We start from the raw sequence: 24,588 nt of genomic DNA on the forward strand, positions 1-24,588 counted from the left end.
TTTACTTCGCCAGCTTTGCCTTGGCCACCAGCGCCTGCACCACCTGCAGGGTGGCTTGCTCCACATCCTGGCGCGGCAAGCCCCGATTGGCGCCGGCGACCATCGATGGATTGGTCAGGTAGCGCCCGCCCACGATCAGGGTGGGCGTGCTGTCGACCTGGTAGCTGGCGGCCAGGCGGGGCAGGTTTTTCAGCCTGGTCTGCACGCCAAACGACTGGTAGGCGCCTTCGAAGGCGGCCTTGTCCAAGCCATTTTTCAGCGCCCAATCGAGGTTGTCTTTGTCGCTGGCCAGGCGCTTGCGCTCCACATGCCAGGTATGCATGACTTGCGCGTGCATCGCCTCTTCCTTCTTCAGCGCTTCCAGGGTCAGGAACAGATGCGCTTCCGGATCATTTTCCGGCGTGTGCGGCAAATGGATGCGGCGGAACGACACCGTGGCGGCATTTTCCTTGACCCAGCGCGCCAGGCCCGGCTCCAGCGCGTTGCAGGCGGGGCAGTGGTACATGAAAAATTCGATCACTTCCACCTTGCCCGGCGCCGCCTGCACGGGTTGCGGCGTCGCCAGCATCAGGTATTCGGCACCCTGCACGGGCGCTTGCGGCGAGGCGAAGGCGCCGGCGGCGGCGAAGCTGGCGCAGGCCAGGATGACGTGGGGCAAACGCATGGGGGTTCCTCGGTAAAACTTAACTATGAGGCAATTGTAGTAGAGCGTCAACAGATGATGGTGTTGCTTTGATGTAATAAATGTTTATTATTCCGAATATTGAATAATAATGTTCCGATTTTTGTGTGAAAATGCAAAGGCGGCTGGCAGGGCGACAGCGCCATGTCATACCATCAAAATCAAAACCAGGAGTCCATCATGTTGTCTTCCCTTCGCACGCGGCTGGTGCTCATTTGCGTGGCCATCGTCGTCCTGTCCATGCTGGCCTTGTCGGTCGCCAATTACGTCACCACGCGCAGCAGCATGCTGGCGTCGGCCGACCAGCAGATGCAGCAACTGCTGCACAGCCAGTCCGCCGTGCTGGCGCAATGGGTCGACGGCAAGAAGAAGGTCATGGCGTCCGTCGTGATGTCGGCCGAGACGCCCGATCCGCTGCGCGCCTTCCAGATCGCGGAAAAGGCCGGCGATTTTGCGGAAGTGTTCATCGGCTATGCGGACAAGCGCTCCGTGTTTACCCATCCGGGCCGCCCGGCCGATTTCGACCCGACGGCGCGCGCCTGGTACACGGACACCGTCAAGGCGGGCGTGCCGATGCTTACGCCGCCGTACGTGGATGCAGCGAGCCACAAGCTGGTGGTGTCGTTCACGGCGCCCGTCGGACCGAAAGAGGCGCTGCTGGGCGTGGCGGGCGCGGACGTGCTGCTCGATACGGTGATCGCCAACGTGGTGGCGATCAAGCCGACGCCGCACAGCTTTGCCTTCCTGGTCGACCAGAGCGGCACCATCATCGCCCACGCGGACAAGGAACTGAGCCTGCAGCCGGTGGCCAAACTCGACGCGGCGCTGTCGGCGGCGCAGGTGAACCGGCTGGAAAGCACGCGCGCGAGCGAGGCCGTGCGCCTCAATGAGCGCGACGGCAAGCTGTATGTCACGCGCGTGGCGGGCACCGACTGGCTGCTGGCCGTGGTGCTGGACCAGCAGGAAGCCATGCAAGCCTTGCAGACGATGCTGACGACGGCCACCGTCACGGCCGTGCTGCTGGCCGGCGCGGCGGCGGTGCTGCTGTCGCTGCTGGTCTTTAAAATGCTCAAGCGGCTGGAACTGGTGCGCGACGCGCTCGACGACATCGCCTCGGGCGAGGGCGATTTGACGCGCCGCCTCGACGCTTCCGGCGTGGATGAACTGGCGCAGATCGCGGGCGCCTTCAACCGCTTCATCGACAAGATCGCCGCCGTGCTGGTGAAGATCCGCACGGCCAGCGAATCGGTGAAAGTATCGTCGTCGGAAATCGCCGCCGGCAACCAGGACCTGTCGTCGCGCACGGAACAGCAGGCGAGTTCGCTGGAAGAAACGGCCGCCTCGATGGAGGAGTTGACCAGTACCGTGAAACAGAACGCGGACAATGCGCGCCAGGCCAACCAGATGGCGCAATCCGCTTCCGGCGTGGCCAGCAAGGGCGGGCAAGTGGTGGCGCAGGTGGTCGACACCATGGCCTCGATCAACGATTCCTCGAAGAAGATCGTCGACATCATCAGCGTCATCGACGGCATCGCCTTCCAGACGAATATCCTGGCCCTGAATGCGGCCGTCGAAGCGGCGCGCGCGGGCGAGCAGGGACGCGGCTTTGCCGTGGTGGCAACAGAGGTGCGCAGCCTGGCGCAGCGCTCCGCGGGGGCGGCAAAGGAAATCAAGCTGCTGATCGACGATTCGGTGGGCAAGGTCGACTCGGGCGCGCGCCTCGTCGACGAGGCGGGGGCGACGATGCAGGAAATCGTCGACAGCGTGCGCCGCGTAACCGACATCATGGGCGAGATCACGGCCGCCAGCGCCGAGCAAAGCTCGGGCATCGAGCAGGTGAACCAGGCCATCGCGCAGATGGACCAGGTGACGCAGCAGAATGCAGCGCTGGTGGAAGAGGCGGCCGCCGCGGCGGAAAGCCTGCAGGATCAGGCCAGCACCCTGGCGCAGGTGGTGGGGGTGTTCAAGCTCGATGACGGGCAGGCGGCCGCGCCGCAGGCTGTCAAGCCCGTGGCGCAGCGCAAGCCGGAAGCGAGCGAGGAGTGGGAAACGTTCTAGGCAGCGTTCAGGCGCGCCGGGGCGCCAGGGTCGGCGCCATCTGCTTGGCCACCTCGAAAAAAGCATTGGTGGCCGGCGTGTTCTGGCGCCGGTCGCGCACGGCCAGGCCCACCTTGCGGCTGACGGGCGGATTCAAGGGCAGGGCCACCAGTTCCGGATATTGTTCCCGCAAGCGCTGCGGCAGGGCCAGTTCGGCGACGATGGAGACGCCGTCGCCGCGGCTGACCATGTCGAGGATGGTGATCACCTGGCTGATGCGGTAGGGGACATTCGGCTGCAGCCCCGCGTTGGCGAACAGGGGTTCGATCAGGCAGGCGCAGCCCGCCTCGGACATGATGAACGGCCCTTCGCACAGCTGCGCCAGGGTGATGGCGGTTTCGCTGGCCAGCGGGTGGCTGCGCGGCACCAGCGCCATCATCTGGTCTTCCACCAGCGGCGCCGTATCGAAACGCTCGTCGGGCAGCACGACGAAACCCACATCCACGCGGCGCTCGCGTATCCACTGCACCACTTCATGGTCGGCCCCTTCGTCGATGCGCAGGGCGATGCCCGGATAGCGCAGGCGGAATTGCGCCGTGATGGCCGGCAGCAGGTTCAGCGACGAAGTGGGGCCGAAGGAGCCGATGCGCAGGCTGCCCTGGCGCTGGCCCAGCACGTCGGCCGCTTCCTGGCGCATGGCTTCCGACAGACCGAGGATTTCGCGCGCGCGCACGAGCAACTGGCGGCCCACGTCCGTCAGCTCGGCCGACGCCTGGTGGCGCACGATCAGGTCCACGCCCATCTCCTTTTCCAGCGCCTTCAAGGCATGCGAGACGGCCGACTGGCTGATGCCCAGCTGCGCGGCGGCGGCGGAAAAGCCGTGCAGTTCGGCCACCAGGGTAAAAATTTCCAGTTGCGTGAAGGTCATCTGTGGTTTTCCTGCTCTATGAGTATTTGCTCATTATTTCATGAGTTGATATTAGTATTAATATATAAGTGTACAGCATGTACACCACCCGCCGCGCAAGCGGCCTCACAGGAAATCCCATGTCTTCATCCGCCTTGCCCTCTGCCGCCTTGCCTGCCGCGCAATCGCCGCTCGTCTACCTCAAACTGATTTTCGTCGCCCTGTTCTGGGGCGGCACCTTTATCGCGGGCCGCGTGCTGGCGCAGCAGATGCCGCCCATGACGGCCGCCAGCGGGCGCTTCGGCGTGGCCGTGCTGCTGCTGGTCGTGCTGGCATGGAAACTGGAAGGGGGCTTGCCGCGCCTGGACCGCAAGCAGCTGGCGACGACGGCGGCGCTGGGCCTGACGGGCATCTTTTTATATAACCTGTGCTTCCTGGCGGCCCTGTCGCGCATGCCGGCCGGGCGCACGGCCCTGTTCGTGGCCTTGAATCCCATCGTCACGGCGCTGGCCTCGGCCATGCTGTTCCGTGAGCGGCTGGGATCGTTCAAGTGGCTGGGCATCATGCTGGCGTTTTGCGGCACGGCCATCGTCATCACGCGCGCCGACCTGGCCGGCGTGCTGCAGGGCACGGGCGGCGGCATCGGCATGGGCGAAGTGTTCATGTTCTGCGGCATTTCCAGCTGGGCCGCCTACACCCTGATCGGCCGGGTCGCGCTGAAGGGTTTGTCGCCCATCGCCGCCACCACGTATGCCTCGATGTGGGGCCTGGCCTTTTTGCTGGTGGGGGCGGTGGTGGAGTTCCCGACGGTGCCGTGGCACAGTTTCGGCTGGCAAGTGTGGGCCGCCATCGGCTACCTGGGCGTGTTCGGCACGGTGATCGGCTTTGTCTGGTATTACGAGGGCGTGAAAGCGCTGGGCCCGTCGCGCACGGCCGTGTTCAACAACCTCGTGCCTGTGTTCGGCATCGTGCTGGCGGCGGGGCTCTTGGGCGAACCCGTGCTCGCCTCGATGCTGGTGGGCGGCGCGGTGACGATTGCCGGCGTGGTGATGACCAACCGGCAAGCGAAGTAATTATTTGGCGCGTCGGCGTTTGCCAGGCTTGGCCGGCGCTTTTTTATGCCGGCTGACGGAAGCACGCATCACTTTCGGCTCTTCGATGCCGTTCTCGGCCGCCAGCATGCGGCGGATGTTGACGGCGTCCATGGCGCGCACGGAATTGGCGCGCGCGTTGAGCAGGATCATGGTGGCGAACTTGCCGGCCGACTTGATGCGCATGATCAGGCAGCGGCCCGCTTCATTCGTGTAGCCCGTCTTCGACAGGCCGATATCCCAGCCCTTGGCGCCCACCAGGCGGTTCGTGTTGTGGTATTCCACGTCGCGGCCCTTGATCTGGATCACGTCCTTCGAATCGGTGGTGATGCGGCTGATTTCCGGGTAGCGCGAAGCGGCCACGGCCATCTTGACCAGGTCTGCCGCCGTCGACTGGTTGTTCGGCGACAAGCCCGTCGGTTCCTCGATCACGGTCTGGCGCATGCCCAGGGCCTTGATCTTGGCGTTGACGGCCACGGCAAACGCCGTCGGGCCGCCGGGGAAGGTGCGCGCCAGCGAGGCGGCGGCGCGGTTGTCGGACGACATCAGCGCCAGCTGCAGCACGTCGTGGCGGCTCAGGGTGGCGCCCACGGGCACGCGCGAGGTGCTGTGTTTCAGGGTGTCGACATCCTCGCGGTCGATGCTGATCTCTTCCTGCATATTCGCCTTGGAGTCGAGCACGACCATGGCCGTCATCAGTTTGGTCAGCGAGGCGATGGGCACCACCACGTTGGAATTTTTTTCAAGCAAGACTTTGCCTGTGCCGTCTTCGACCACCAGGATCGACTGGGAACCGAAAGGCACGGCGATGGCCGCTGTCGAAAGCGTCATCAGCACCGCGGCGAACATTTTTTTGAGCATGGGATTGTATGTGGGAAAGCAGTTTTGGGGCGCCATCGTGGGCGCTGCGCGCAAATCCGGAACGGGGCCGCGCGGGGACGCGGCGTGTATCTCGGAGGCAATATTTGCCAAGCTTAAACAATACCATTAAAGATCAAGCGATGTCTACGGTACAAGCCCGCGACAGGCGGCGTTGCGGCCAATTTGGCAAATAAATGGGGCTATTCTTGCCGTAGTGAAAATTGTTGCGCAATTATTGATTTCATCTTGGAAACTTCGTATGATTTCAGCAATATTGGCAGACTCGATCCGGCAGGCGCCGCGCGCTTCGTCGTTGATGCCTGCCCCTTCGTGCTTCGTCGCCCCGCGCTGGGCCCCGCAACCGGGGCGCCGTAGACTGCGTGCATGCCTGCATCACGGACTACGGAGAACGCATCATGTTAAAAAAATATACGGACTGGTACCGCAGCATCGACGAAGAATCGCTGCGGGTGCTGAAACACCCCGAGATGGCGGCGCAGGTCCAGGGGCGGGTGCGCCGCTACGTCGCCTTGAAGCTGGCGAAGCTGACGCCGATCGAACGCCAGCAATTGCACGATTTCCTGCTCAAGTACCGCGGCGCCGGTTTTTACATCGCGGCGTTCAAGCTGATGCTGCTGTTCAGCGCCATCGGCGTCGCCCTGCACCTGCTGCTGCCGGCCCGCTTCGAATTGCTCAAGGCCCTGGTCTTCAGCAACGGCCTGGGTTTTGCGCTGGCCTGGGGCCTGGTGGGCGTGTGGTTCAATTACCGCAGTTCCGTGCGCTACAAGTTCAAGAAACTCCTGCTGATCGTCTCGACCTGCGCGGCAGGGGTAGCGGCCGGCGTGCTGCTGGCCGGCTTGAGCGATACCGGTTCCATGGGCATGGCCTTCGAGCGCTTGCTGCGCGTGGGCGGCATCGCCTTGCTGGTGGCCGGATTGTTCTACATGGTGCCGCTGGCGATCGTGACTGCCTGGCGCAACCGCCAGTACGAAGCGCTGACCCTGCAGTTGCAGCAGGATGCCGAGCGCGACCGCCTGGCGCGCGAACTGAGCGAATCGCAGCTGCGCCTGCTGCGCGCGCAGATCGAGCCGCATTTCCTGTTCAATACCCTGGGCGCCGTGCAGCAGCTGGCCGAGCAGGGCGCGCCCAGGGCCGCGGCGCTGACGGCGGACCTGATCGCCTTCCTGCGTGCCAGCCTGGCGGAGATGCGCAGCGAGCAAGTGCCCTTGCAAAGCGAGTTCGACATGGTGGCCGCCTACCTGCGCGTGATGCAGGCGCGCCTGGGCTCGCGCCTGCGCTATGCGCTGGACTTGCCGGCCGAGCTGGCGCACGCGACGATACCGAGCATGATCTTGCTGACCCTGGCGGAAAATGCCATCAAGCATGGTATTGAACCATCGTTGCGCGGCGGCGAGATCAGCCTGTCGGCGCTGCGGGTGGGTGGCATGCTGCGCCTGCGCGTGCGGGACACGGGCATGGGCTTGCCGGAAAGCGGCGAGGACAGCGCGTCCGGAGGCGGCCTGGGCCTGGAAAACGTGCGCAGCCGGCTGTTGCTGTCCGCTCCATCCGCCAGCTTGATCCTGCGCAACGGCGAAGAGGGCGGCGTGATCGCTGACATAGTGCTGCCCATCAAAATTGCATCCAGCCTGAAAGAAGCCGCCGCATGAATCCCACCATCCTGATCGCCGAAGACGAACCCCTGATGCGCGAGCGCCTGGAAACGATGCTGGCGCACGCCTGGCCCGAGGCACAGGTCGTGCTGGTGGCGGAAAATGGCAACGACGCCTGGGACGGCTTTCTCGAGCATGAGCCGGATGTGGTCTTCCTCGATATCCGCATGCCGGGCCTGTCGGGCCTGGAGGTGGCCGAGCGCATCGGCAAGCGCGCCCACGTCGTGTTCGTCACGGCCTACGACCAGTACGCCGTCGATGCGTTTGACGCGGGCGCCGTCGACTACCTGCTCAAACCCGTGCAGGCCGAGCGGCTGCAGCGCGCGCTGGCCCGGCTGCGCGACAAGCTGGGCGCGCAGCCGGCCGACATGGCCCATTTGCTGCAGTCGCTGCGCGCCGCGCTGCCGGCCGTGCCGCGCGACAAATTAAAGTGGATCAAGGCCAGCGTGGGCAAGCAGATCCGTTTGATCGACGTCAATGAAGTGCTGTTCTTCCAGGCCGACACCAAGTACACGCGCGTGGTGCTGGCCGGCTCGGAAGCGCTGGTGCGCACGCCGCTGAAGGATTTGCTTGGGGGACTTGATCCTGATCAATTCTGGCAAATCCACCGCGGCACCATGGTCAACGTGAAAGCCATCGAGGCGGCCGAACGCATCGACGCCGAGCGCATGCAGGTGCTGGTGCGGGGCAGTACGGAAAAGCTGCCCGTCAGCCGCACGTTTACCTATTTGTTCAGGGATTGATATGATGGCAATGTTTTTAATCTGCCACTGAAATGGACATCTCATGACAATCTTGCGCCGCTGGTTCACCGCCATCCTCCTCGCCTTGCTCTCCTGCACCGCCGCCACGGCCGCGCAGAAGGAGGAAAAGGTGGTGTACCACGTCAATGACGCCAGCAATGCCACGGCTGCGCTGAAAAATATCCGCAACCACCTGGACGTCAGCCCCAAAGCCACCATCGTGCTCGTCGCGCATGGCCCCGGCATCGATTTTCTGCTCGACGGCGCCGTCGACAAGAGCGGCGCGCCGTATGGCGTGGTGGTGCGCGAGCTCGTCCAGCGGGGCGTGAGCTTTCGCGTCTGCAATAACACCTTGCAAGGGCGCAACATCGACCGCCAGCGCGTGCTGCCCGAAGCCGTCATCGTGCCGTCGGGCGTGGCCGAGCTGAGCCGCTTGCAGTGGCAGGAAGGCTATGTGTATATCAAGCCCTGACGCACGCGCCGCCGCCGGATGGCAAGGGCGCGGCGTGAGTGGCTGGGCAACGCTTACTGGATCTTGGCGATCGACACTTCCGTCGATTTCACCAGCGCGATGACTTCGCTGCCCACTTTCAGGTCCAGGTCCTTGATCGAGCGCGAGGTGATCACCGAGGTGACGATGCCGTGCGGCGTTTCCACGTCCACTTCGGACACGACGGGGCCAAAGATGATTTCCTTGATCTTGCCGCGAAACTGGTTGCGTACATTCACTTCCGAGATAGCCATGATATTTCCTTTGTGCCCGTAATACGCCGTGCGGCGCGACAGGGCCAGAGTACGGCGCGCGCACGCTTTTGACCACGAATCGATGCGCATATCGATATGCGCAAAGTGTGCGAATCCGCTGTTGCAAGCATATTATTCGCCTATACTCGTTTGCATTGACCTGGAGGTTTGCCATGCGCCCATTGCCCTTGCTGCTGCTGTTGCCCTCATTTGCCGTGCTGGCGGACCCCATCGCGGCGCTGCAACCGATGGCCTTCCTGGCCGGGCATTGCTGGAAGGGCGAATTTCCTGGTGGCAAGCAAACGGATGAGCACTGTTTCCAGTGGCTGTACGGCGGCCAGATGCTGCGCGACGTACACACGGTGCGCAGTCCCGGCAAGCCCGATTACGTGGGCGAAACCACGTATTACCACGATCCCGCCGCAGGCAAGGTGGCGTTCCTGTATCTAGAAAACAGCGGCGGCCATAGCCGCGGCACGATGCTGCCGGCGGAAGGCGGCCTCGACTTTCCCGCCACGCAGTACGTGAGCGCCAGCGGCAAGGCGCTGACGTACCGCGTGCGCTGGACGCCATCGGGAAATGCCTATGAGGCGGCCAGCGAGATGCTGGTGGACGGGCGCTGGGTACCGCAATTCAAGCTGCTGCTGACGAAACAGTAAGGTTGCGCCGGCCACGCCTATTCCCCTGCGGGCTTGCTGCTGGCGGAAGGCGCCGTGTTGCCCTTCGGCTTGCTTGTCATTGGCATGACGACGCTCCCGTCGGCGGCGTCAGGCAAGTGCGCCGGGCCATCCTTGATGTCGAAGGTGATGCTGTATGGACGCGTCGTGCCGGGGCGCAGGTCTGCCGTCAGGACCTCCTTGCATTGGTTCATCACTTCCTTGTAGTGCTCCCACATTTCCACGTACTTCTTCGGATGGTTGATGAAAGTGATGCACATATCCGTCAAATAGCCCTTGTTCAAGATCATGTTGACGATCTCGGTGCCGGCTCTGGCCAGGTGCGCCGCCGTTTTGTCATTGATGTTGCTGGCATGCAGCGGTGTCGCCATGCCGCTTCGGCCGCTGGCGCCGGACTGGCTTTGCGCCAGCTGCTCGGCCAGCTGGGCTTCGAGCTCGGTCCGTTCGGCGCGCGCCTGCGCCAGCGCCGCGCTGGAGCCGGCCTGTGCCTTGCCGGTCTTGCCATCCGTGCCGTTGTCAGAACTTGTGCTTTCCTGCGCTGTCTTAAGCAGGACGGCTTCCTTGTCACCGGCGGCCAGGGTAGCTGGCTTGATCTGGGCAGCGGCATCGGCTTGCAAGGCTTGTTCTTTCTTGATTGCCAGGTCGAGTCTGGCTTGCGTTGCCAGGGCGTCTTGCGAAGCCTGCAGGCGCTGTTTTGCCGCGGCAGCCACGTCGGTGTTGTCTTCGGGCAAGGACTGGCGCGCCACCACGGCGCCAGTCAGTTGCTCGATGGCCAATATGCCCAGGGTGAGGTCTTGCGAACGTTCCATCAGCAGCATGACGTCAGCATCGTTGAGCCACTTGTTTTGCGCATATTCGCAGATGTTGAACAGATGCTGGCGCATCAGCGTGATGCTTTGCGAGTGCAGCCCCACGCTGGCGGCATTGGCGCGCAGCGCATTGGAGAACGAGGCGCCATCGGCGCCCGCGTTGAGCGCGCTGCCGAATGCGGACGCGTACGACTGCAGGGCGTCCGGCGTTGGCTCGGCACAGGCCTTGCCGTCTTTCGTGACATGAATCACGCGCTGGGCCGCATCGAGGTGGATGGCCTTGCCATCGTCTGGCAAGTCGGTCGAGCGGTGGATGGTGTGCAGGTTGGCGCATGCGGACAGCGCCAGCAGGAGTGAAGCGCTCGCGGCCAGGCGCAAGGGCTTGTTGCCTGCGCGGACCAGGTGGAGAGTGTTGCGACCGGTATCAATTGTATGCATGATGCTGCTCCTTGATGAGGGCGAAGTCGGAAAAACACTGGCGATGGCATGCGCATGGCGGCAGCCGTCGATGCCATGGTGCTTGCCGGACCGGTGCCGCGCATCCTTCATGTGAAGGATGCGGCGCCAGTTTTTACAGGGGCGGGGCAATTACAGGCAAGGGACGCGATGGACAAGGACGGCGCCGATCCCGTCATTGCCGCCTTTTACCGGGCGGCATTGGAACCGCTGCAGTGGAGCGTGGCCATGCGCGCGTTTTCCCGCCTGGCGGGCGGTGAGGTGGCCTGCTGTTTCCTGAAAGCGGAAACGGGCGCGGTACCCTCGCGCGGCCATGTCACCGGACTGGACCAGGGGGCCTGGGAGGATGGCTACCGGCGCTACTACCATGCGCTCGATCCCGGTTATGCGATTCTCACGCGCGCGCCGCCCGGGCGCATGCATCTGATGCAAGATTATTTCAGCGAGCAGGCCGTGGCGCGCAGCGAGTATTTCCAGGATTTCTATTTGCGCGCGGGCGTGCGTTATTCATGCAGCGGCGTCGTGCGGGACAACGGTGCGCTGACCATCCTGTCCGCGCACCGTGCAGCGGGCCAGGGCCCCTATGACCGGAACACGCGCGGTCAGCTGCAGCGCGTGCTCGACCATCTGCCGAATGTGTTTCGCCTGCGCGATACGGCACAGCAAGCCCAGGCGCATGGCGCGCTGGCTTGGGAAGCGCTCGATGCCTTGCCGCGCGCCATCTTGCTGGCCGATGCCTGCCTGCGGCTGGTTTTCATGAACCTGGCGGCGCAGCGGCTGCTGGGGGCCACGTCGCCGCTCGCCTCCGTGATCACCTTGCATGGCGGTAACGTGGCTGTGCGCATGAGCCAGCTGCAACAGCAACTGGCGCAGCGCGTGCGGCAAGCGTGTGCCGGGCTGGCGTGCCACCGTCCAGCCCCCTTGTATGCGAGCGATGAGGATGGCCGTCCGGCGCTGGAAATTGGCATCCTGCCCTTGCCCTTGCGCATAGGCCAGGCCGGCGGGGAGGGCGCCGGCCTGGCCATGCTGTCCTTGCGGCCCCTGTTCCGGGCAGGGCGGCATTGGCCCGGGGCGCTCGAGCGGCCATGCGGCTTGACGGGCGCCGAGTGGTCGCTGGCGCTGGCGCTGGCGGATGGCATGGAGCCTGCCGAATACGCGCAGCGCAAGGGCGTGCGCATCAGCACCGTGCGCAGCCAGATCCAGGCCATCCTGGCCAAGACAGGCACGCGCCGCAGCAGCGAGATCGCCAGCCTGTTCAGCGCGCTGGAGTGGGACGCTGGCGCACCGCCATAAAAAAACCGGGACAAGTCCCGGTTTTGTGTTGATGCAGATCAGATTACTTCTGATAAATCTTGTCGAACTCGCCGCCATCGTCAAAGTGTTTCTTTTGTGCCTGTTTCCAGCCGCCAAACACCTCATCGATGGTGAACAGGGTGATCGGCTTGAAGCTGGCCGCGTATTTCTTCGCTACCGCGGCCGAACGGGGGCGCAGATAATGCTTGGCGACCAGTTCCTGGCCCGGTTCCGAGTACAGGTATTGCAGGTAGGCCGTGGCTTCCTTGCGGATGCCGCGGCGGTCGACCACCTTGTCGACGACGGCCACGGGCGACTCGGCCAGGATGGAGATGCTTGGATACACCACTTCGAAGTTGTCGCCGAATTCGGCGCGCACCAGCTGCACTTCGTTTTCAAACGTCACCAGCACGTCGCCGATTTCGCGTTGCGTGAAGGTGGTGGTGGCGCCGCGGCCGCCGCCGTCGAGCACGGGCACGTTCTTGAACAGCTTGGCTACCAGGTCGCGCGCCTGCGCTTCGCTGCCGCCTTTTTTCACGGCATAGCCCCAGGCTGCCAGGTAGGTGTAGCGGCCGTTGCCCGAGGTTTTCGGGTTCGGCACGATGACCTTGATGCCGGGCTTGGCCAGATCGTCCCAATCCTTGATGTGTTTCGGGTTGCCTTTGCGCACCAGATATACCATGGTGGAATAGAACGGCGCCGCATTGTTCGGGAATTTCTTGGCCCAGTCGGCCACCACCAGACCGCGGTCGACGAGGATGTCGATGTCGTTGGCCTGGTTCATGGTCACGACGGACGCTTCCAGGCCGTCGGCGACGGAGCGCGCCTGCTTGCTCGAGCCGCCGTGCGATTGCTTGATGGTAATGGTTTCGCCCGTTTTGGCTTTCCAGTCAGCAATAAACGCGGGATTCACATCCTTGAACAGTTCGCGCATCACGTCGTAGGAGGCGTTCAGCAAGACCACGGGTTCGGCGGCGGACACGCTCATGGGCAGGCTCATGGCGGCAGCGGAAGCGGCCAGGGCGCTGGCCAGGAACCAGCGGCGCGAGCGTTGGGTGAGTGTCGCTGCGGCAGTCGATACGGCGTTGGAATGGGTCATGTTGAACTCTTGTTGTGAGAATAGACAGACATAGTCTAAAATTCCGGCCGGAAAAGAAACGAATTTTTCGTAATATGCTTAGATCCGATTCCCGTTTGCGCTAAAAAACAGATATCGTTTTTTGGAAACATTCGTGGGCAAGGCGCGCATCAGCACTTAGTCTGCAAGCATGGCGTCATAGGCAAAATCAGCGCGTGGCGTGCGGCAAAAAACCCGATTGCGCCGCTTGGTGTATAGTCGAATCGCGCGATACAGGGGTAAAACCGTCTGCATCGGCAACTGGAATATTTTGTGAGCGTACATGAGTCTTGAAATTCGTATTGCAACATCGACCGACGCTTTCGAGGCGTGCAACGTATTACGACGCTCCATCGTCGAATGCTGCAGCCTCGATCATCGGGACGATCCGGCCATCCTGGAAGCCTGGCTGGGCAATAAAACACCGCAGATGGTGGCGTGCTGGTTCGCGTCGCCTACTAATTTTTCGCTGGTCGCAGTCGAGCATGGCGCCGTCGTCGGCGTCGGCTTGCTGACGCGCGCCGGCAAGCTGGCCCTGTGCTACCTGCTGCCCGAGGCGCAAGGCCGCGGCGCCGGCAAGGCGCTGGTGGAGCAGCTGGAAGCGCAGGCGCGCGAGTGGGGCATCAAGGCCCTGCAACTGCACAGCACGGCCAGCAGCCAGGCCTTTTTCGTCAAGCAGGGCTATATCGAGGCGGGGAATGTGCGTTCGCCGTATGGCGTGGAAACAATTTTTTGCTGGAAACAGATTGATCCCGCGGGTATCGCCAGCGGCGACCCCAAGCGCAAGCGCTTTTGCAACTGCAATTCGGCCTGACGGCCCGCCAGCACTTCAGCCCGCCCATCCGGCGGCGGGCCTTTCCCTCCCTTGACGATTTCCCTTTAATTTCCCTTCAGTAACTGATCTGGATATACACGCCTTGCGGCGCGCCATCGCTCGCCTGCAGCAAGGTGCCGTTCGCAAACAGTTTCAGTTCGCCGGGCGCGAACGCCAGCCAGTCTTCGTTCTGCGTCAGCGGATGCGTGGCGATGACGGCGATGCGGTCGTCCAGATGGTTGTGCTGGCGAAAATCGATGCTGCGCTCGCAGTCGATCAGCTGCGCCACGGAAAACGGGTATTCGCGGATCACATAGTGCAGATGCGTGGAACAGTGGGCAAACAGCAGTTCGCCGTCCGACAGGATGAAATTGAAGGTGCCGTGCGCGGCGATGTCCTTGGCGACCTCGGCGATGGCGGCGCGCAGGGCGGCGCGCGTGGGCTCACCGGCGGGAAACTGCGCGCGCAAGCGGGCCAGCAGGTGGCAGAACGCCTGTTCGCTGTCCGTGTCGCCGCTCGCCTGGTAGTGGGCATTGGCGGGCGCGCGCCAGGTTTTGAGGTCGCCATTGTGGGCGAAGGACCAGGTCTTGCCCCACAGCTCGCGGGCGAACGGGTGGGTGTTTTCCGGCGCGATGCGGCCCTGCGTGGCCTTGCGGATGTGCGCGACGATGTTTTTCGCCTTCACGGGATGCTGCTGCACCGTGGCGGCCAGCGGCGAATCGATGGCCGCCAGGTGATCCGTCAGCAAGGTGCAGCCGCTACTGGAATGATAGGCGATGCCCCAGCCGTCGCGGTGCTCGTCCGTGCGGCCGCCCCGCTCGGCGAAGCCGGCAAAGGAAAATCCCAGCGCGGCCGGCTTGCTGCTGTTCATTGCGAGTAACTGGCACATGGCGGCCCTTCCTGATGGTATCGGTACCCGCCCACAGTAAAGGCCGGGGCGGGCCGCTGGAACGAATGTTTCCGACTATCGTTATGCGCTGGCCGCCGCATGCCTTATGTGCTGGCTGCATATCAAATGGCGAAACCATTCGTTCTCCTTTGGTTGATGCTGCCTTACTCTGCACACTTTGGCGCCATCGTCCCCATGCGGGATGCCGGCGCAGCCCGATGAAGGAGCATGTATGCCATTTCCCGTCCTGAAAAACTACCTGGCCCGCCTGTCGCATCAAACCCAGGCCGGCACCAGCGTCTGGCTCGACGGGGAGGGCAGGGCGCTGGGGCGCTTTTTCAATTGCACCATGACGAGCGCCTTCCAGCCGCTGCGCGAACTCGACAGCGGCAAGCTGGTCGCGTTCGAGGGGCTGGCGCGCAGCGTGTCGAAGGCGGACGAGGGCTTGTCGCTGTGGCGCTTGCTCGATCACGCGGCCAGCGACGATGAATCGGTGGAGCTGGACCGCTTGTGCCGCATGTTGCACGCCATAAATTTCTTCCGCCAGAGCGAAGCGGAGCAGTCCGACCTGTACCTGAACGTGCATGACCGCCTGCTGAGTGCCGTCAGCAGCAATCACGGCCACGCCTTCCAGCGCATCCTCGACGCGCTGGGCTTGCCCATCGAGCGCATCGTGCTGCAATTGCCGGCGGTGACGCCGAACCAGGGCTGGCTGCTCAATTACGTGGCCGACAATTACCGGCGCAACGGTTTCCGCCTGGCCATCAACGTGGCCAGCGTGCACGAGGCCACGGGCATGCTGGAGCGTTTGCACCCGCATGCGTTCAAGCTCGACGCGGGCAACCTCAGCGACGAGCAAGCCGTCGCCGGCTTCGTCACCGTATGCCATGCGGCGAAGATCCGCGTCATCTTCAAGCGCCTCGACACGCCGGCCGCGCTGGCCGCGCTGCAGCGCGTCGCCGCCATCACGGGCTTGCCCATCGTCGCCCAGGGATATTTATTGGACAAGCCCCTGACGGCGCTGGCGCTGGCAAAGCAGGAGGTCGCGGCCAGCACGGCCGCCGCCTAGGGCGTCCAATGCTGAAATGAGGGTGACACGATAGGCATTGAGGGTTTTTCTTCGCAGCACAATACGCTATAGTATTCCCATCGTTAAATTGGACTGACTATGGCATCGCGCAGAAATTTTCTACATCACGGTATGGGCCTGGCCGCGCTGGGCCTGGTAGCCACCCCTCTCATCGGCTGCGCCTCGCGCACGGCCGCTCCCGCCTCGGCTTCGGCCAGCGCCAAGCCGCGCGCGCCGCGCACGGGAGTGCCGCCCCAGCCGACGCAGCTGGCCAGCGTCGACCGCTCGATCACCTCGCAGTCGCGCCAGGCCATCACGGAGATGGAACCGCCTCCCGATATCTTCGATGCGCAGGCGCTGGACCTGGAATTCTGGCTCAAGCCCCGCACCCTGGAAGTGGTGCGTCCGGCCAGCAATGAAAAGGCGAAACTGCTGTACTGGAAAGATGGCGAAGTCATCGATTCGGCCTACCAGGAACTGTGCCACTTGCTGCGCGACGTGAACGGCAAGAAGACGGCGCCCATCGACCCGAAACTGCTGGAAACCCTGTGGGGCACGCAAGCGTTCGTGGCCCGCTACGGCATCGAGCAGCCGCTGGAAATCCTGTCGGGCTACCGCACGGCCGAATCGAATGGCAAGCTGCGCGAAGCGGGCGTGCCGGCCGCGCGCCAGTCGCTGCATATCTCGGGACGTGCCGCCGACATCCGCGTGGCGAATCTGAACGCGGAAGTGCTCGGTTCGCTCGTGCGCAGCTTCAAGCAGGGCGGCGTGGGCTTCTATTACCGCTCGGGACCCCGTGGCGGCTGGATCCATGCGGATACAGGATTGCAGCGCGTCTGGAAAGGCTGAGGCTTTCTAATCGTAGTGATACGGCGGCTCCGGCACGCTATCGGTGCTGGTGCGCCGCCATTCATCGAAATTCACGGGGCGTTCCCAGTAAATGCGCCAGCCCAGGCGCTGGCTGGTTTGCGCTTCGGGATGTTCGCGCAGATAGCCGTCGATAAAGCGGGTAAACTCCGAGACATAGCCGCCGCGGCGGTAGGGAAGTGGACGAGTCATGGCCCCTCCTGCTATCGAGATTTCTGCCATTCTATCGCCGGCGGCAGGAACGCGTCGCCCGTTTCCAGCTTCCCATTCCCCCTTCCCATGAAACTGTCCAGCCATAACATCGAACTGTTCCTGGCCGTCGTCGACGGCGGCTCGTTCTCGGCCGCCGCGCGCGCCTTGCGCCGGGCGCCGTCCGCCGTCAGCATGGCGATGGCCAATATCGAGGCGGAACTGGGCATCGCCCTGTTCGACCGGGGCGCGCGCGAAGCCGTGCCCACGCCGGCCGCGATGGCGCTGCTGCCCCACGCGCGTCTGATTGCCGAGCAGTTGAAGCAGTTGCACCTGCACGTGCAGGAATTGTCGCAGGGGCTGGAAAGCCGTATTTCGCTGGGTATCGCGGCCGAACTCGACCATGCGCCTTTTCTCGCCGCCGTGCGCGCGCTGTCGCAGCGCCATCCGCTGCTCGACATCGAAGTGTTGACGGCGCCGCAGGACGATGTGCTCGACATGCTGCACCGGGGCCGCATCAGCGCCTGCATGGCCTTTGCCGGCGGGCGCATCAATCACGAGGAACAGTTCCAGCTGGTGGGCAGCGATGCCTTGCTGGCGATTATCTCCACCCAGCATCCGCCCGACGTGGCGGGGCGGCCCCTGTATATCGAGGAATTGGTGAATTTGCGCCAGATCATCGTCGCCAGCCGCGAACTCGACCTGGCCGATGCGCGCCCCGTGGTGGGGCTGTCGTACTGGCGCACGGACAGTTTGCCGATGGCGCTGGCGATGGTGGAGGCGGGATTGGGCTGGGGCAACTTTGCCGCCTCGGCCATCGCCCATTCTCTGGCGGCGGGGCGGGTGCGCCGCGTGGCGTTCAAGAATACGGGCAATGGCCTGGTCGTGCCCATCCACCTGGTATGGATGAAGGACCGGCCGCTGGGCATGGCGGCGCGGTCCTTTCTTCAGTTGCTCAGCGAAGCGGCTTGAACGTCGCTGGGCTCTTCCTTGGGCTGCTGCGCCGACAGGGGCACGCCGAACAGGCCGTCGAAGAAGTAGTTGAAGATGAAGCTGTAGCAGGGGATGATCAGCATCAGCGCGAAGTCCAGCACGAAGGCTTGCCACAGGCTGATATCGAGCCACCAGGCGATCAGCGGGATCAGGTAGATGACGAGCGTGATCTGGAAGCCGATCGCATGCAGGATGCGGCGCCAGACGGTGCGCGTGCGCGATACCTGGCGGATTTCCCAGTATTCGAACGCCGTGTTGTAGAGCAGGTTCCAGATCACGGCGATGGTGGTGATCATGATCGCCAGCGGGCCCGTGCTGGTGGGCGACTCGCCCGAAAGCAGGGTCAGCCAGGCCGTGGAAATGGCCATGCCGATGATTTCAAAGGCGGTGACGTAGACGATTTTGCGTTTGATGCCTTGCATGTAAAACCTGTAAAGAAGAGATGGCGCGTATTTTAAGTCAGTCATGCTGATGTTAAAAGTTAATAGCTGTCAGTTTTTCTGATTGATTGATGCGCGTAATCGCATATTGCCTGCGAACGAGGGATAATGGCGGCTGGCGGGCAAACGCTCGCCTGCATCACCGCAGAACATCACCGCAGAAAAGGTCAACGAGCATGCAAGGCGCAGCAGACAGCAACATCCCCGACATCCCGGATTCCCCCGCCAGCGCGGACGAACGTCCCCGTTTCCGCCCCCGTCCGTGGGAGCACCTGGAAACGCCGTACGACGTGGAAGTGTGGATCGAGGAACATAACCGTAGCATGCAGGACAATATCCGCGCCACGGAAACGGGCGTGGGTATCTGCTTTACCCTGGCCGAAGGGGGCGATATCTATATGCAGACGAGCGCCGACGGCGCCGTCGTGCTCGACGTGACGCCGGACGCGGCCTGGGTTTCTCCCCTGATCAGCGCGGCCACGGGTTGCGAGACGCCCGCTTCGTCCTTGTGGATATTACCTGACGATAAGCTGATCCAGCTGATCGTGGGCCTGTCCAGCCTGGTGGCCAGCACCTTGCTGGTGGTGGGCCATGATTTCGGCTTGCGCCGGCGCGGCATGGGGCAGGGCCGCTGACCGGCCTTGTTGCAGAAAAGTTATCTGCGGCAGGCATGGCTCGACACTGCGCGTGACGCGTGCTAGTCTCGCTACTGCACCCACCTGTTTGCCAGGGCGGCGGTGCAAAGGACAGCCATGGACACACCACCGCAAGCGGTACCTGCTCCGGATTCCTCCCCGCGCGTCCACGACGGCGTGCCGCGCCATGTCGCGCCCCTGCTTGACGATGGCGTCTTCAGTCCGGAACGGATGAAGGCCGAACGCGAGCAAGCCTATTTCAACGATTTATATCTGCTGGCGCCCGTTGCCTATTTCGTGCTCGGTCTCGATGGCGTGATCCTGCAGGTCAACCTGGTGGCGGCCGAACTGTTCGGCCTGGCGCGCGGGCGTCCTGGCCACGTGCTGTTCCGTTCCTATGTGCACGAGGCGTTCCGCCACGATTACGAGCAGTTCGTGCAGCGCGTGCTCAATAGCAGCGAGCCCGAGCGCATCCAGCTGCAGGTGCAGCTGCCGCCGCCGCGTCCCGGCGCGCGCGAGGCTTGCTTGCCCGTCAGCCTGCTGGGCAGCGCCGACCCGAATGGCCAGGCGCTGCGCCTGGTGCTGGAGCAGGCCGAGGGCAAGCTGGCCGCGCTGGAACGCAGCGAAGAGCGTTTCCGGCGCATCGTGCACAGTGCCGAGGAGGGTATCTGGGAAATCGATGCGCAGGCGCTGACCAGCTTTGTCAATCCGAAGATGGCGCAGATGCTCGATTGCCAGATCGAGGATATGCTGGGCCAGCCGCTGGCCGCCTTCATGGATGAGGAGGGGCGCGCCATCCTGGAGCGCAACATTGCGCGGCGCCAGGACGGCATCGTCGAGCGCCACGAATTCAAGTTCCTGCGGCGTGACGGCAGCACCCTGTGGGCCACCCTGGCCACGAATCCCATCTTCGACTCCGCCGGCACCTACCTGGGCGCGCTGGCGCTGGTCAGCGACATCACGGCGCAGCGCGCGGCGTCCGAGCGCATCTGGCGGCAAGCCAATTTTGACCAGCTGACGGGCTTGCCGAACCGCCACATGTTTCTCGACCGCTTGCAGCACGAGGCGGCCCATGCCAAACGCGAAGGCGCTTGCCTGGCCCTGCTGTTCATCGACCTCGACCATTTCAAGCAGGTGAATGACCGCCTTGGCCACGAGAAGGGCGACATGCTGCTGCGCCAGGCGGCGCGCCGCATCAGCGAGCGCGTGCGCGCCACGGATACGGTGGCGCGCCTGGGCGGCGACGAATTTACCGTCATCCTGGCCGGCGTGGGGCAGCTGGGCGGCATCGAGCGCGTGCTGCAGGAGCTGACGGCCGCGCTGGCCCTGCCTTTCATGCTCGACGGCGACACGGCGCAAGTGTCGGCCAGCGTGGGCGTAGCCCTGTATCCGGCCGACGCCGAGGCGCCGGACACCTTGCTGCGGCATGCCGACCAAGCCATGTACGCGGCCAAGAGTGCGGGGCGCAATGGCTACAGCTATTTCACGCCCGCCTTGCAGCAGGCGGCCGAATTGCGCCGCAACACGGTGCGCGAGATGCGCCTGGCGCTGGCGCAGGACCAGTTCGAAGTGCATTACCAGCCCATCATCCGCCTGCGCGATGGCGCCATCGAGCGGGCCGAGGCGCTGCTGCGCTGGCGCCATCCGCTGCGCGGCTTGCTGGTGCCTGCCGATTTCATCGCCTTTGCCGAGGCGAACGGCCTGATCATCGATATCGGCGAGTGGGTGTTTCGCCAGGTCGTGCGCCAGGCGCGGCTGTGGCAGGATGAGCATGGCGCCGCATTCCAGATCAGCATCAACAAGTCGGCGATGGAATTTCGCTGCGACGCCGCGCTGTACCAGGACTGGGGCGGGCATCTGGCGCGCCAGGGGCTGGCGCCGGGCGCCATCGTCATCGAAACCACGGAAGCGGTGCTGCTCGACGAGGCGCGCCAGGTGGTCGACCGCCTGCGCCAGTTCCGCGCCATGGGCCTGGCGTTGGCGCTCGACGATTTCGGCAGCGGCCAGGTGTCGCTCGCGTGCATCAAGAAGGCCGATATCGACTTTCTCAAGATTGACCGTTCCCTGGTCGGCGAACTGGGACGCGATGGCGCCGGGCAGGGCCTGTGCGAGGCGATCATTGCGCTGGCGCAGCGGCTGGGGCTGAAAGTCGTGGCCGAAGGCGTGGAGACGGCGTCGCAGCGCGATCTGCTGCGCGCTGCCGGCTGCGACTATGCACAGGGGTATTTCTTTTCGCGCGCGCTGCCGGCGGGACAGATGGACCGCCTGCTGGCGTCTCAGCCGGCGGCCTGAAGCGTCTCCTGCGCCTGACCGTCGCCCTCCATCAGCTCTTCCACGGCGGCCAGCGTCTCGGCGGCGCTGACCGAGGCCAGGGTCAGGCCCGGCGCCAGGATGACGCGGTAATGGCGGCTGGCCGGATAGAACCAGCGGTAGTTGTCGGTGCGGATGTAGTAGCCGACGATTTTCTTGTCGTACGCCGAGGCGATGTGGATCACCGACGTATCGGGCGACAGCACCAGTTCGCAGCGGCGGATCAGGGCCGCCAGCTCCAGGATGTGGCCGGTGGGGGGCGCGCTCATCACGTTGGCATGGCCGGCGCCGCGCACGATCTCGGCGGCGCGCGCCTCCGTGCCCGGCGCGGCGATCACCAGCAGCGCATGGCGCGGATAGCGTGCGGCCAGGGCGGCGCAGCAGCGCTGGGCGTCGGCCACGCTGACCGTGCGCTGCGCATTGCTGCCCTGGAAATTGAGGCAGAACAAGCCCTCATGCGTGCGCAGCAGGGTGTCGCAGGCGGCGTCGACCCTGGCCGCGTGCGCATCCACGCCGAACAGTTCATAGCGCGTATCGATGTCGCGCAAGCCAAATTGTTCGAAGGTGGCGAAAAAGCTGTGCAGGATGTGGCGGCTGCGGTCGCAGGGTACCGTATGGTCGAACATGCCCAGCTTCGCCGTCGAGGTGCCGTACTTGGGAATGGCAAAGCCCGTCAAATAGCGCGCACCCAGCCATTTGATACGCAGCAGCAAGGGAATCGAAAAGCGGTTGTAGGGGTTGAAGATGACGTCGTAGCGGCGCCGGCGCAGGTCGGCGATGGTGGTGCGCAAGTCGCGCAGCAGCGGCTGCTTGTCCCAGATCAGGATCTCGTTCACATGCGGGTTATCGGCGATGACATCGCGGTTGGCGCTGCTGGCGGCCACGTCGATCTGCCAGTGCGGGTAGTTTTTCTTCAGCTCGCGCAGCAGGGCCGAGGTGACGATCATGTCGCCGATCTTGTCATTGCGCAAAATCAATACCTTGCGCACCTTGGCGATATCGAGGGGCTGCTTGCCGGATTTGCCCAGCAGGGCATAACTGATCAGCCGGGCGGCGGTTTTTATCAAGGAAACTCCGGAAGTGGATGGCGACAGCAGCATCTTACGGATTGGCTATGTCACCGTCAAATGTGGGAACTCGCCCAGTGTTGCCTTCAATAATGTTTCTGGGGAGCGGATGCGCCCGGCGTCCAGTATCCAGCGCCATCCCAGGTAATTCGGCAGATAACGGCTGGCCACGCCATGGAAGATGCGCAGCCAGCCGCGCAAGCGGCCGTGATACGCGTTGACGTTCTGCACGTGGGCGGCGCCCTGCACGCGGATGCCGGCACGCAAGTTGACGGCCTGGTGACTGATGCCCGCTTCACGCGCGAAGGCGCGATAGGCAGCGTGGCCGTCGGTCATCAGCAAGACGTCCTTGTCGATCACGGGTGGCAGGCAAGCATGCAGCTGCGCCTTGGTCAGCGCCCCTTTTCCCGCGACGAAATCGAGGGTTTGTCCCGTGCGGTCGCGCGCCACCAGGATGCAGACTTGTTCACTGGAAATGCCGCGCCTGTGGGCATGGCCGCCACGGCGGCGCGCCGGACGCGTCAGATGCCGCGCGCCCTTTTCTGACTCCAGCACATACAGCTCGTCCGCTTCGGCGATGCCATGCAGGCAATGGGGCCGGTCCGTCCTGGCCAGGCTTAAAAACCGGTGGCGCCAGCGAAAGGCGGTGTTGCGGTGCACGCCCAGCTGGCTTGCTGCCTTGCGCACGGAAGCCGACTCGAGCAGGCAGCCGGCGTAGGCTAGCCATAAGGTCTTGTGGCGCAAGCGCGCCAGCGGCGTGCCGGTGAGCGCATTGAAGGTGCGCCCGCACGGCACGCAGCGGTAGCGCTGCAGTCCGTGCGCATGACCGTGCCGGTGCGCATGGCTGCTGTTGCAGGCGGGACAATGTAGCCGCTGCCGGGCCACGCTTTCGACCAGTGCCACGGCGGCGTTCTGCGATCCGGCCCCGCGCAGCAGAGCAGTGCTTGCCAGGCGCTGGCGACGGCTCAGTGCGGCAAACTGGGCGATGAAGGTTTTCCATTCGGCTGGCTGCATGGGAGGCTCCCGTTTGTCTGATAGGTACCGTCAGACAGCCGGGGCTGGGGAAGATTCCTTGAGTTCCCCTATTTGCCGGGGACAGAGCCTACGGATTTCCAGCGTCCTGAGCCAGGGGGCGTACCCCATTATTGCCGCGTGCGCCAGGGCGGCGCACGGGCGAAGAGCGCTTATTCCAGGCCCAGCAGGGCGACGACGCGCTCGCGGCTGATGCCGACCAATGCCGAGCTGATCGCCAGCAGCGATTCATAGCCGGGCTCGCTGGCCTTTTGCGTGAAGTTTTCCGCCAGGGTATCCATGCTGACGTTCACCTGCACCGGTTGCGCGCGGGCGACCCGTCCCGTCGCTTGCGCCAGGGCCAGACTGACGGAGCTGCGCGCCGCCTGCAGTTGCGCCAGCGCCTGCACCACCTGCTGCAAGGTGGCGCGCAAGGCTTCCACGTCGCCCGTATTCCATTCTTCCGGGGCGATGGCGGCCGGTTCCGCATCCGTGCGCACGCGGCTCATCTGGCCGGTCGGGTAGCGGATGCCGCTGCCGCGCACGGACAGGCTGTCGCGCACGTTGGCCCAGGCCGCTTCCGGCGTGCTGAACACCAGTTCGCCGTTCTCGCCCTGCTTGACGCTGATGCCTGACGGCATGAGTGCGCGGTCGAAGCGCGAGACGATTTCGTTCGCGCTCAGGCCAGGCTCGATATTGACCGAGCGCAAGGCCTGGTTCGCGCCGCCGACGGAAAACGCCAGCACTTCCTGCGGGCCTTCCTGCAGGCTGGCCATGGTCAGGCCGCGGATGCTGAATTGCTGCTGGGCCGCCTGCGGGCTGGTATAGCTGAGCTGTGCGTCGAGCGTGCCGCCCGAGGCGCTGGCGCGCTGGCGCCAGGTATTGCTGAACTGGCGCACTCTGGCCTCGACTTGCCCTTCGCGGCCCTGGCGCGCGGCCAGCTTGGCCGCCAGCTCGCTCTTCAGCGCCTGCAGCTGGCTGCTGCTGCGTTCCAGGTAGTCGAGTGTTTGCTGCGCGTTGGAAATCTCCCCCTGCAGCTGGTGATCCCAGTTGCTCAGGCCACGCTGCAGGCTCGCCGTCGACCTCTTTGCCGCCGGCGCTTCGCTGCGCGCGCTGGCGCTGCCGTTGATGGCGGCGGACGCGTCATCGACGACGCGGGCTGTGCCGGCGCCTTTGGCATTGACGCCGGAAGAGGAGGAGGTCTGAACGATTTGCAT

25 protein-coding genes are annotated in these 24,588 nt (G+C 64.1%); 13 read left to right on the forward strand and 12 right to left on the reverse strand.

The features are described from left to right. Position 1 precedes the first annotated feature (1 nt). Complete coding sequence (locus AC1RJW_RS14905; protein WP_493045599.1) at positions 2 to 664, reverse strand: thiol:disulfide interchange protein DsbA/DsbL; 663 nt, start codon at positions 662 to 664, stop codon at positions 2 to 4. A 198-nt stretch (positions 665 to 862) separates the two neighbouring features. Between AC1RJW_RS14905 and AC1RJW_RS14910 the strand changes: the two genes are divergently transcribed. Next, entirely contained in the window at positions 863 to 2,740 is a 1,878-nt protein-coding gene (locus AC1RJW_RS14910; RefSeq protein ID WP_493045600.1) for a methyl-accepting chemotaxis protein, read from the forward strand. A 7-nt stretch (positions 2,741 to 2,747) separates the two neighbouring features. On the opposite strand, the gene AC1RJW_RS14915 is transcribed toward AC1RJW_RS14910, so the two are convergent. Then, positions 2,748 to 3,647, reverse strand: a complete 900-nt coding sequence (locus AC1RJW_RS14915) for a LysR family transcriptional regulator (RefSeq protein WP_436501537.1) — start codon at positions 3,645 to 3,647, stop codon at positions 2,748 to 2,750. Positions 3,648 to 3,766: 119 nt separating this feature from the next. On the opposite strand from AC1RJW_RS14915, the gene AC1RJW_RS14920 reads away from it, so the two are divergent. Further along, on the forward strand, positions 3,767 to 4,699 hold the full coding sequence (locus AC1RJW_RS14920; RefSeq protein WP_493045601.1) for a DMT family transporter: 933 nt from the start codon (positions 3,767 to 3,769) through the stop codon (positions 4,697 to 4,699). Here AC1RJW_RS14920 and AC1RJW_RS14925 read toward each other — a convergent pair whose 3' ends face one another. Continuing rightward, entirely contained in the window at positions 4,700 to 5,578 is an 879-nt protein-coding gene (locus tag AC1RJW_RS14925) for a serine hydrolase (RefSeq protein ID WP_493045602.1), read from the reverse strand. It abuts the gene before it with no gap. A gap of 416 nt (positions 5,579 to 5,994) precedes the next feature. Between AC1RJW_RS14925 and AC1RJW_RS14930 the strand changes: the two genes are divergently transcribed. The 3 genes from AC1RJW_RS14930 to AC1RJW_RS14940 are packed head-to-tail and all read left to right on the forward strand — an operon-like array spanning position 5,995 to position 8,463. Continuing rightward, positions 5,995 to 7,245, forward strand: coding sequence for a sensor histidine kinase (locus AC1RJW_RS14930; protein WP_493045603.1), 1,251 nt, complete (start codon positions 5,995 to 5,997; stop codon positions 7,243 to 7,245). Further along, positions 7,242 to 7,991 carry a LytR/AlgR family response regulator transcription factor gene (locus tag AC1RJW_RS14935; RefSeq protein ID WP_493045604.1) on the forward strand — a complete coding sequence of 250 codons (750 nt, stop codon included), beginning with the start codon at positions 7,242 to 7,244 and terminating at the stop codon, positions 7,989 to 7,991. Before AC1RJW_RS14930 ends, AC1RJW_RS14935 begins: the two co-directional genes overlap by 4 nt. A 43-nt stretch (positions 7,992 to 8,034) precedes the next feature. Next, on the forward strand, positions 8,035 to 8,463 hold the full coding sequence (locus AC1RJW_RS14940) for a DsrE family protein (RefSeq protein ID WP_493045605.1): 429 nt from the start codon (positions 8,035 to 8,037) through the stop codon (positions 8,461 to 8,463). Positions 8,464 to 8,516: 53 nt separating this feature from the next. Here the strand turns inward: AC1RJW_RS14940 and AC1RJW_RS14945 are convergent, their stop codons facing one another. Next, a complete protein-coding gene (locus AC1RJW_RS14945; RefSeq protein ID WP_034757699.1) occupies positions 8,517 to 8,735 on the reverse strand; it encodes a TOBE domain-containing protein in 219 nt (72 codons plus the stop codon). 173 nt (positions 8,736 to 8,908) lie between these two features. Here AC1RJW_RS14945 and AC1RJW_RS14950 point away from each other — a divergent pair, with 173 nt between their 5' ends. Next, the gene (locus AC1RJW_RS14950; RefSeq protein ID WP_493045606.1) at positions 8,909 to 9,394 is read left to right on the forward strand and encodes a hypothetical protein; all 486 of its coding nucleotides are present in this window, start codon (positions 8,909 to 8,911) and stop codon (positions 9,392 to 9,394) included. Positions 9,395 to 9,411: 17 nt separating this feature from the next. Here the strand turns inward: AC1RJW_RS14950 and AC1RJW_RS14955 are convergent, their stop codons facing one another. Beyond that, complete coding sequence (locus AC1RJW_RS14955) at positions 9,412 to 10,659, reverse strand: hypothetical protein (protein ID WP_493045607.1); 1,248 nt, start codon at positions 10,657 to 10,659, stop codon at positions 9,412 to 9,414. Positions 10,660 to 10,707: 48 nt separating this feature from the next. Between AC1RJW_RS14955 and AC1RJW_RS14960 the strand changes: the two genes are divergently transcribed. Further along, entirely contained in the window at positions 10,708 to 11,970 is a 1,263-nt protein-coding gene (locus AC1RJW_RS14960) for a helix-turn-helix transcriptional regulator (RefSeq protein WP_493045608.1), read from the forward strand. A gap of 43 nt (positions 11,971 to 12,013) precedes the next feature. On the opposite strand, the gene AC1RJW_RS14965 is transcribed toward AC1RJW_RS14960, so the two are convergent. Further along, positions 12,014 to 13,069, reverse strand: coding sequence for a sulfate ABC transporter substrate-binding protein (locus AC1RJW_RS14965; protein WP_326456096.1), 1,056 nt, complete (start codon positions 13,067 to 13,069; stop codon positions 12,014 to 12,016). Between the two features lie 301 nt (positions 13,070 to 13,370). On the opposite strand from AC1RJW_RS14965, the gene AC1RJW_RS14970 reads away from it, so the two are divergent. After that, positions 13,371 to 13,901 (forward strand): GNAT family N-acetyltransferase, encoded by a 531-nt coding sequence (locus tag AC1RJW_RS14970; RefSeq protein ID WP_493045609.1) that lies wholly within the window; start codon positions 13,371 to 13,373, stop codon positions 13,899 to 13,901. 76 nt (positions 13,902 to 13,977) lie between these two features. Here AC1RJW_RS14970 and AC1RJW_RS14975 read toward each other — a convergent pair whose 3' ends face one another. Next, complete coding sequence (locus AC1RJW_RS14975) at positions 13,978 to 14,790, reverse strand: class II glutamine amidotransferase (RefSeq protein ID WP_493045610.1); 813 nt, start codon at positions 14,788 to 14,790, stop codon at positions 13,978 to 13,980. 232 nt (positions 14,791 to 15,022) lie between these two features. Here AC1RJW_RS14975 and AC1RJW_RS14980 point away from each other — a divergent pair, with 232 nt between their 5' ends. Both AC1RJW_RS14980 and AC1RJW_RS14985 read left to right on the forward strand, forming a co-directional pair. After that, on the forward strand, positions 15,023 to 15,859 hold the full coding sequence (locus tag AC1RJW_RS14980; protein ID WP_493045611.1) for an EAL domain-containing protein: 837 nt from the start codon (positions 15,023 to 15,025) through the stop codon (positions 15,857 to 15,859). A 99-nt stretch (positions 15,860 to 15,958) separates the two neighbouring features. Then, on the forward strand, positions 15,959 to 16,708 hold the full coding sequence (locus AC1RJW_RS14985; protein ID WP_373633025.1) for a YcbK family protein: 750 nt from the start codon (positions 15,959 to 15,961) through the stop codon (positions 16,706 to 16,708). 6 nt (positions 16,709 to 16,714) lie between these two features. On the opposite strand, the gene AC1RJW_RS14990 is transcribed toward AC1RJW_RS14985, so the two are convergent. Continuing rightward, complete coding sequence (locus tag AC1RJW_RS14990) at positions 16,715 to 16,918, reverse strand: DUF3460 family protein (RefSeq protein WP_475415815.1); 204 nt, start codon at positions 16,916 to 16,918, stop codon at positions 16,715 to 16,717. A gap of 87 nt (positions 16,919 to 17,005) precedes the next feature. Between AC1RJW_RS14990 and AC1RJW_RS14995 the strand changes: the two genes are divergently transcribed. Then, entirely contained in the window at positions 17,006 to 17,887 is an 882-nt protein-coding gene (locus AC1RJW_RS14995) for a LysR family transcriptional regulator (RefSeq protein ID WP_493045612.1), read from the forward strand. Here the strand turns inward: AC1RJW_RS14995 and AC1RJW_RS15000 are convergent. Further along, complete coding sequence (locus AC1RJW_RS15000; RefSeq protein WP_314608180.1) at positions 17,863 to 18,330, reverse strand: PACE efflux transporter; 468 nt, start codon at positions 18,328 to 18,330, stop codon at positions 17,863 to 17,865. The genes AC1RJW_RS14995 and AC1RJW_RS15000 overlap by 25 nt on opposite strands. Before the next feature lie 194 nt (positions 18,331 to 18,524). Here AC1RJW_RS15000 and AC1RJW_RS15005 point away from each other — a divergent pair, with 194 nt between their 5' ends. Further along, a complete protein-coding gene (locus tag AC1RJW_RS15005) occupies positions 18,525 to 18,983 on the forward strand; it encodes a hypothetical protein (RefSeq protein ID WP_493045613.1) in 459 nt (152 codons plus the stop codon). 117 nt (positions 18,984 to 19,100) lie between these two features. Next, entirely contained in the window at positions 19,101 to 21,275 is a 2,175-nt protein-coding gene (locus AC1RJW_RS15010) for a putative bifunctional diguanylate cyclase/phosphodiesterase (protein ID WP_493045615.1), read from the forward strand. Here AC1RJW_RS15010 and AC1RJW_RS15015 read toward each other — a convergent pair. From AC1RJW_RS15015 to AC1RJW_RS15025, 3 genes are all read right to left on the reverse strand, one after another. Next, positions 21,260 to 22,360, reverse strand: coding sequence for a glycosyltransferase family 9 protein (locus tag AC1RJW_RS15015; protein ID WP_493045616.1), 1,101 nt, complete (start codon positions 22,358 to 22,360; stop codon positions 21,260 to 21,262). The genes AC1RJW_RS15010 and AC1RJW_RS15015 overlap by 16 nt on opposite strands. A gap of 45 nt (positions 22,361 to 22,405) precedes the next feature. Then, on the reverse strand, positions 22,406 to 23,374 hold the full coding sequence (locus AC1RJW_RS15020) for an IS1595 family transposase (RefSeq protein WP_493045617.1): 969 nt from the start codon (positions 23,372 to 23,374) through the stop codon (positions 22,406 to 22,408). A gap of 170 nt (positions 23,375 to 23,544) precedes the next feature. Then, positions 23,545 to 24,588, reverse strand: a complete 1,044-nt coding sequence (locus AC1RJW_RS15025) for a hypothetical protein (RefSeq protein WP_493045618.1) — start codon at positions 24,586 to 24,588, stop codon at positions 23,545 to 23,547.

This window comes from Janthinobacterium sp. GW822-FHT07A03, from assembly GCF_058798815.1.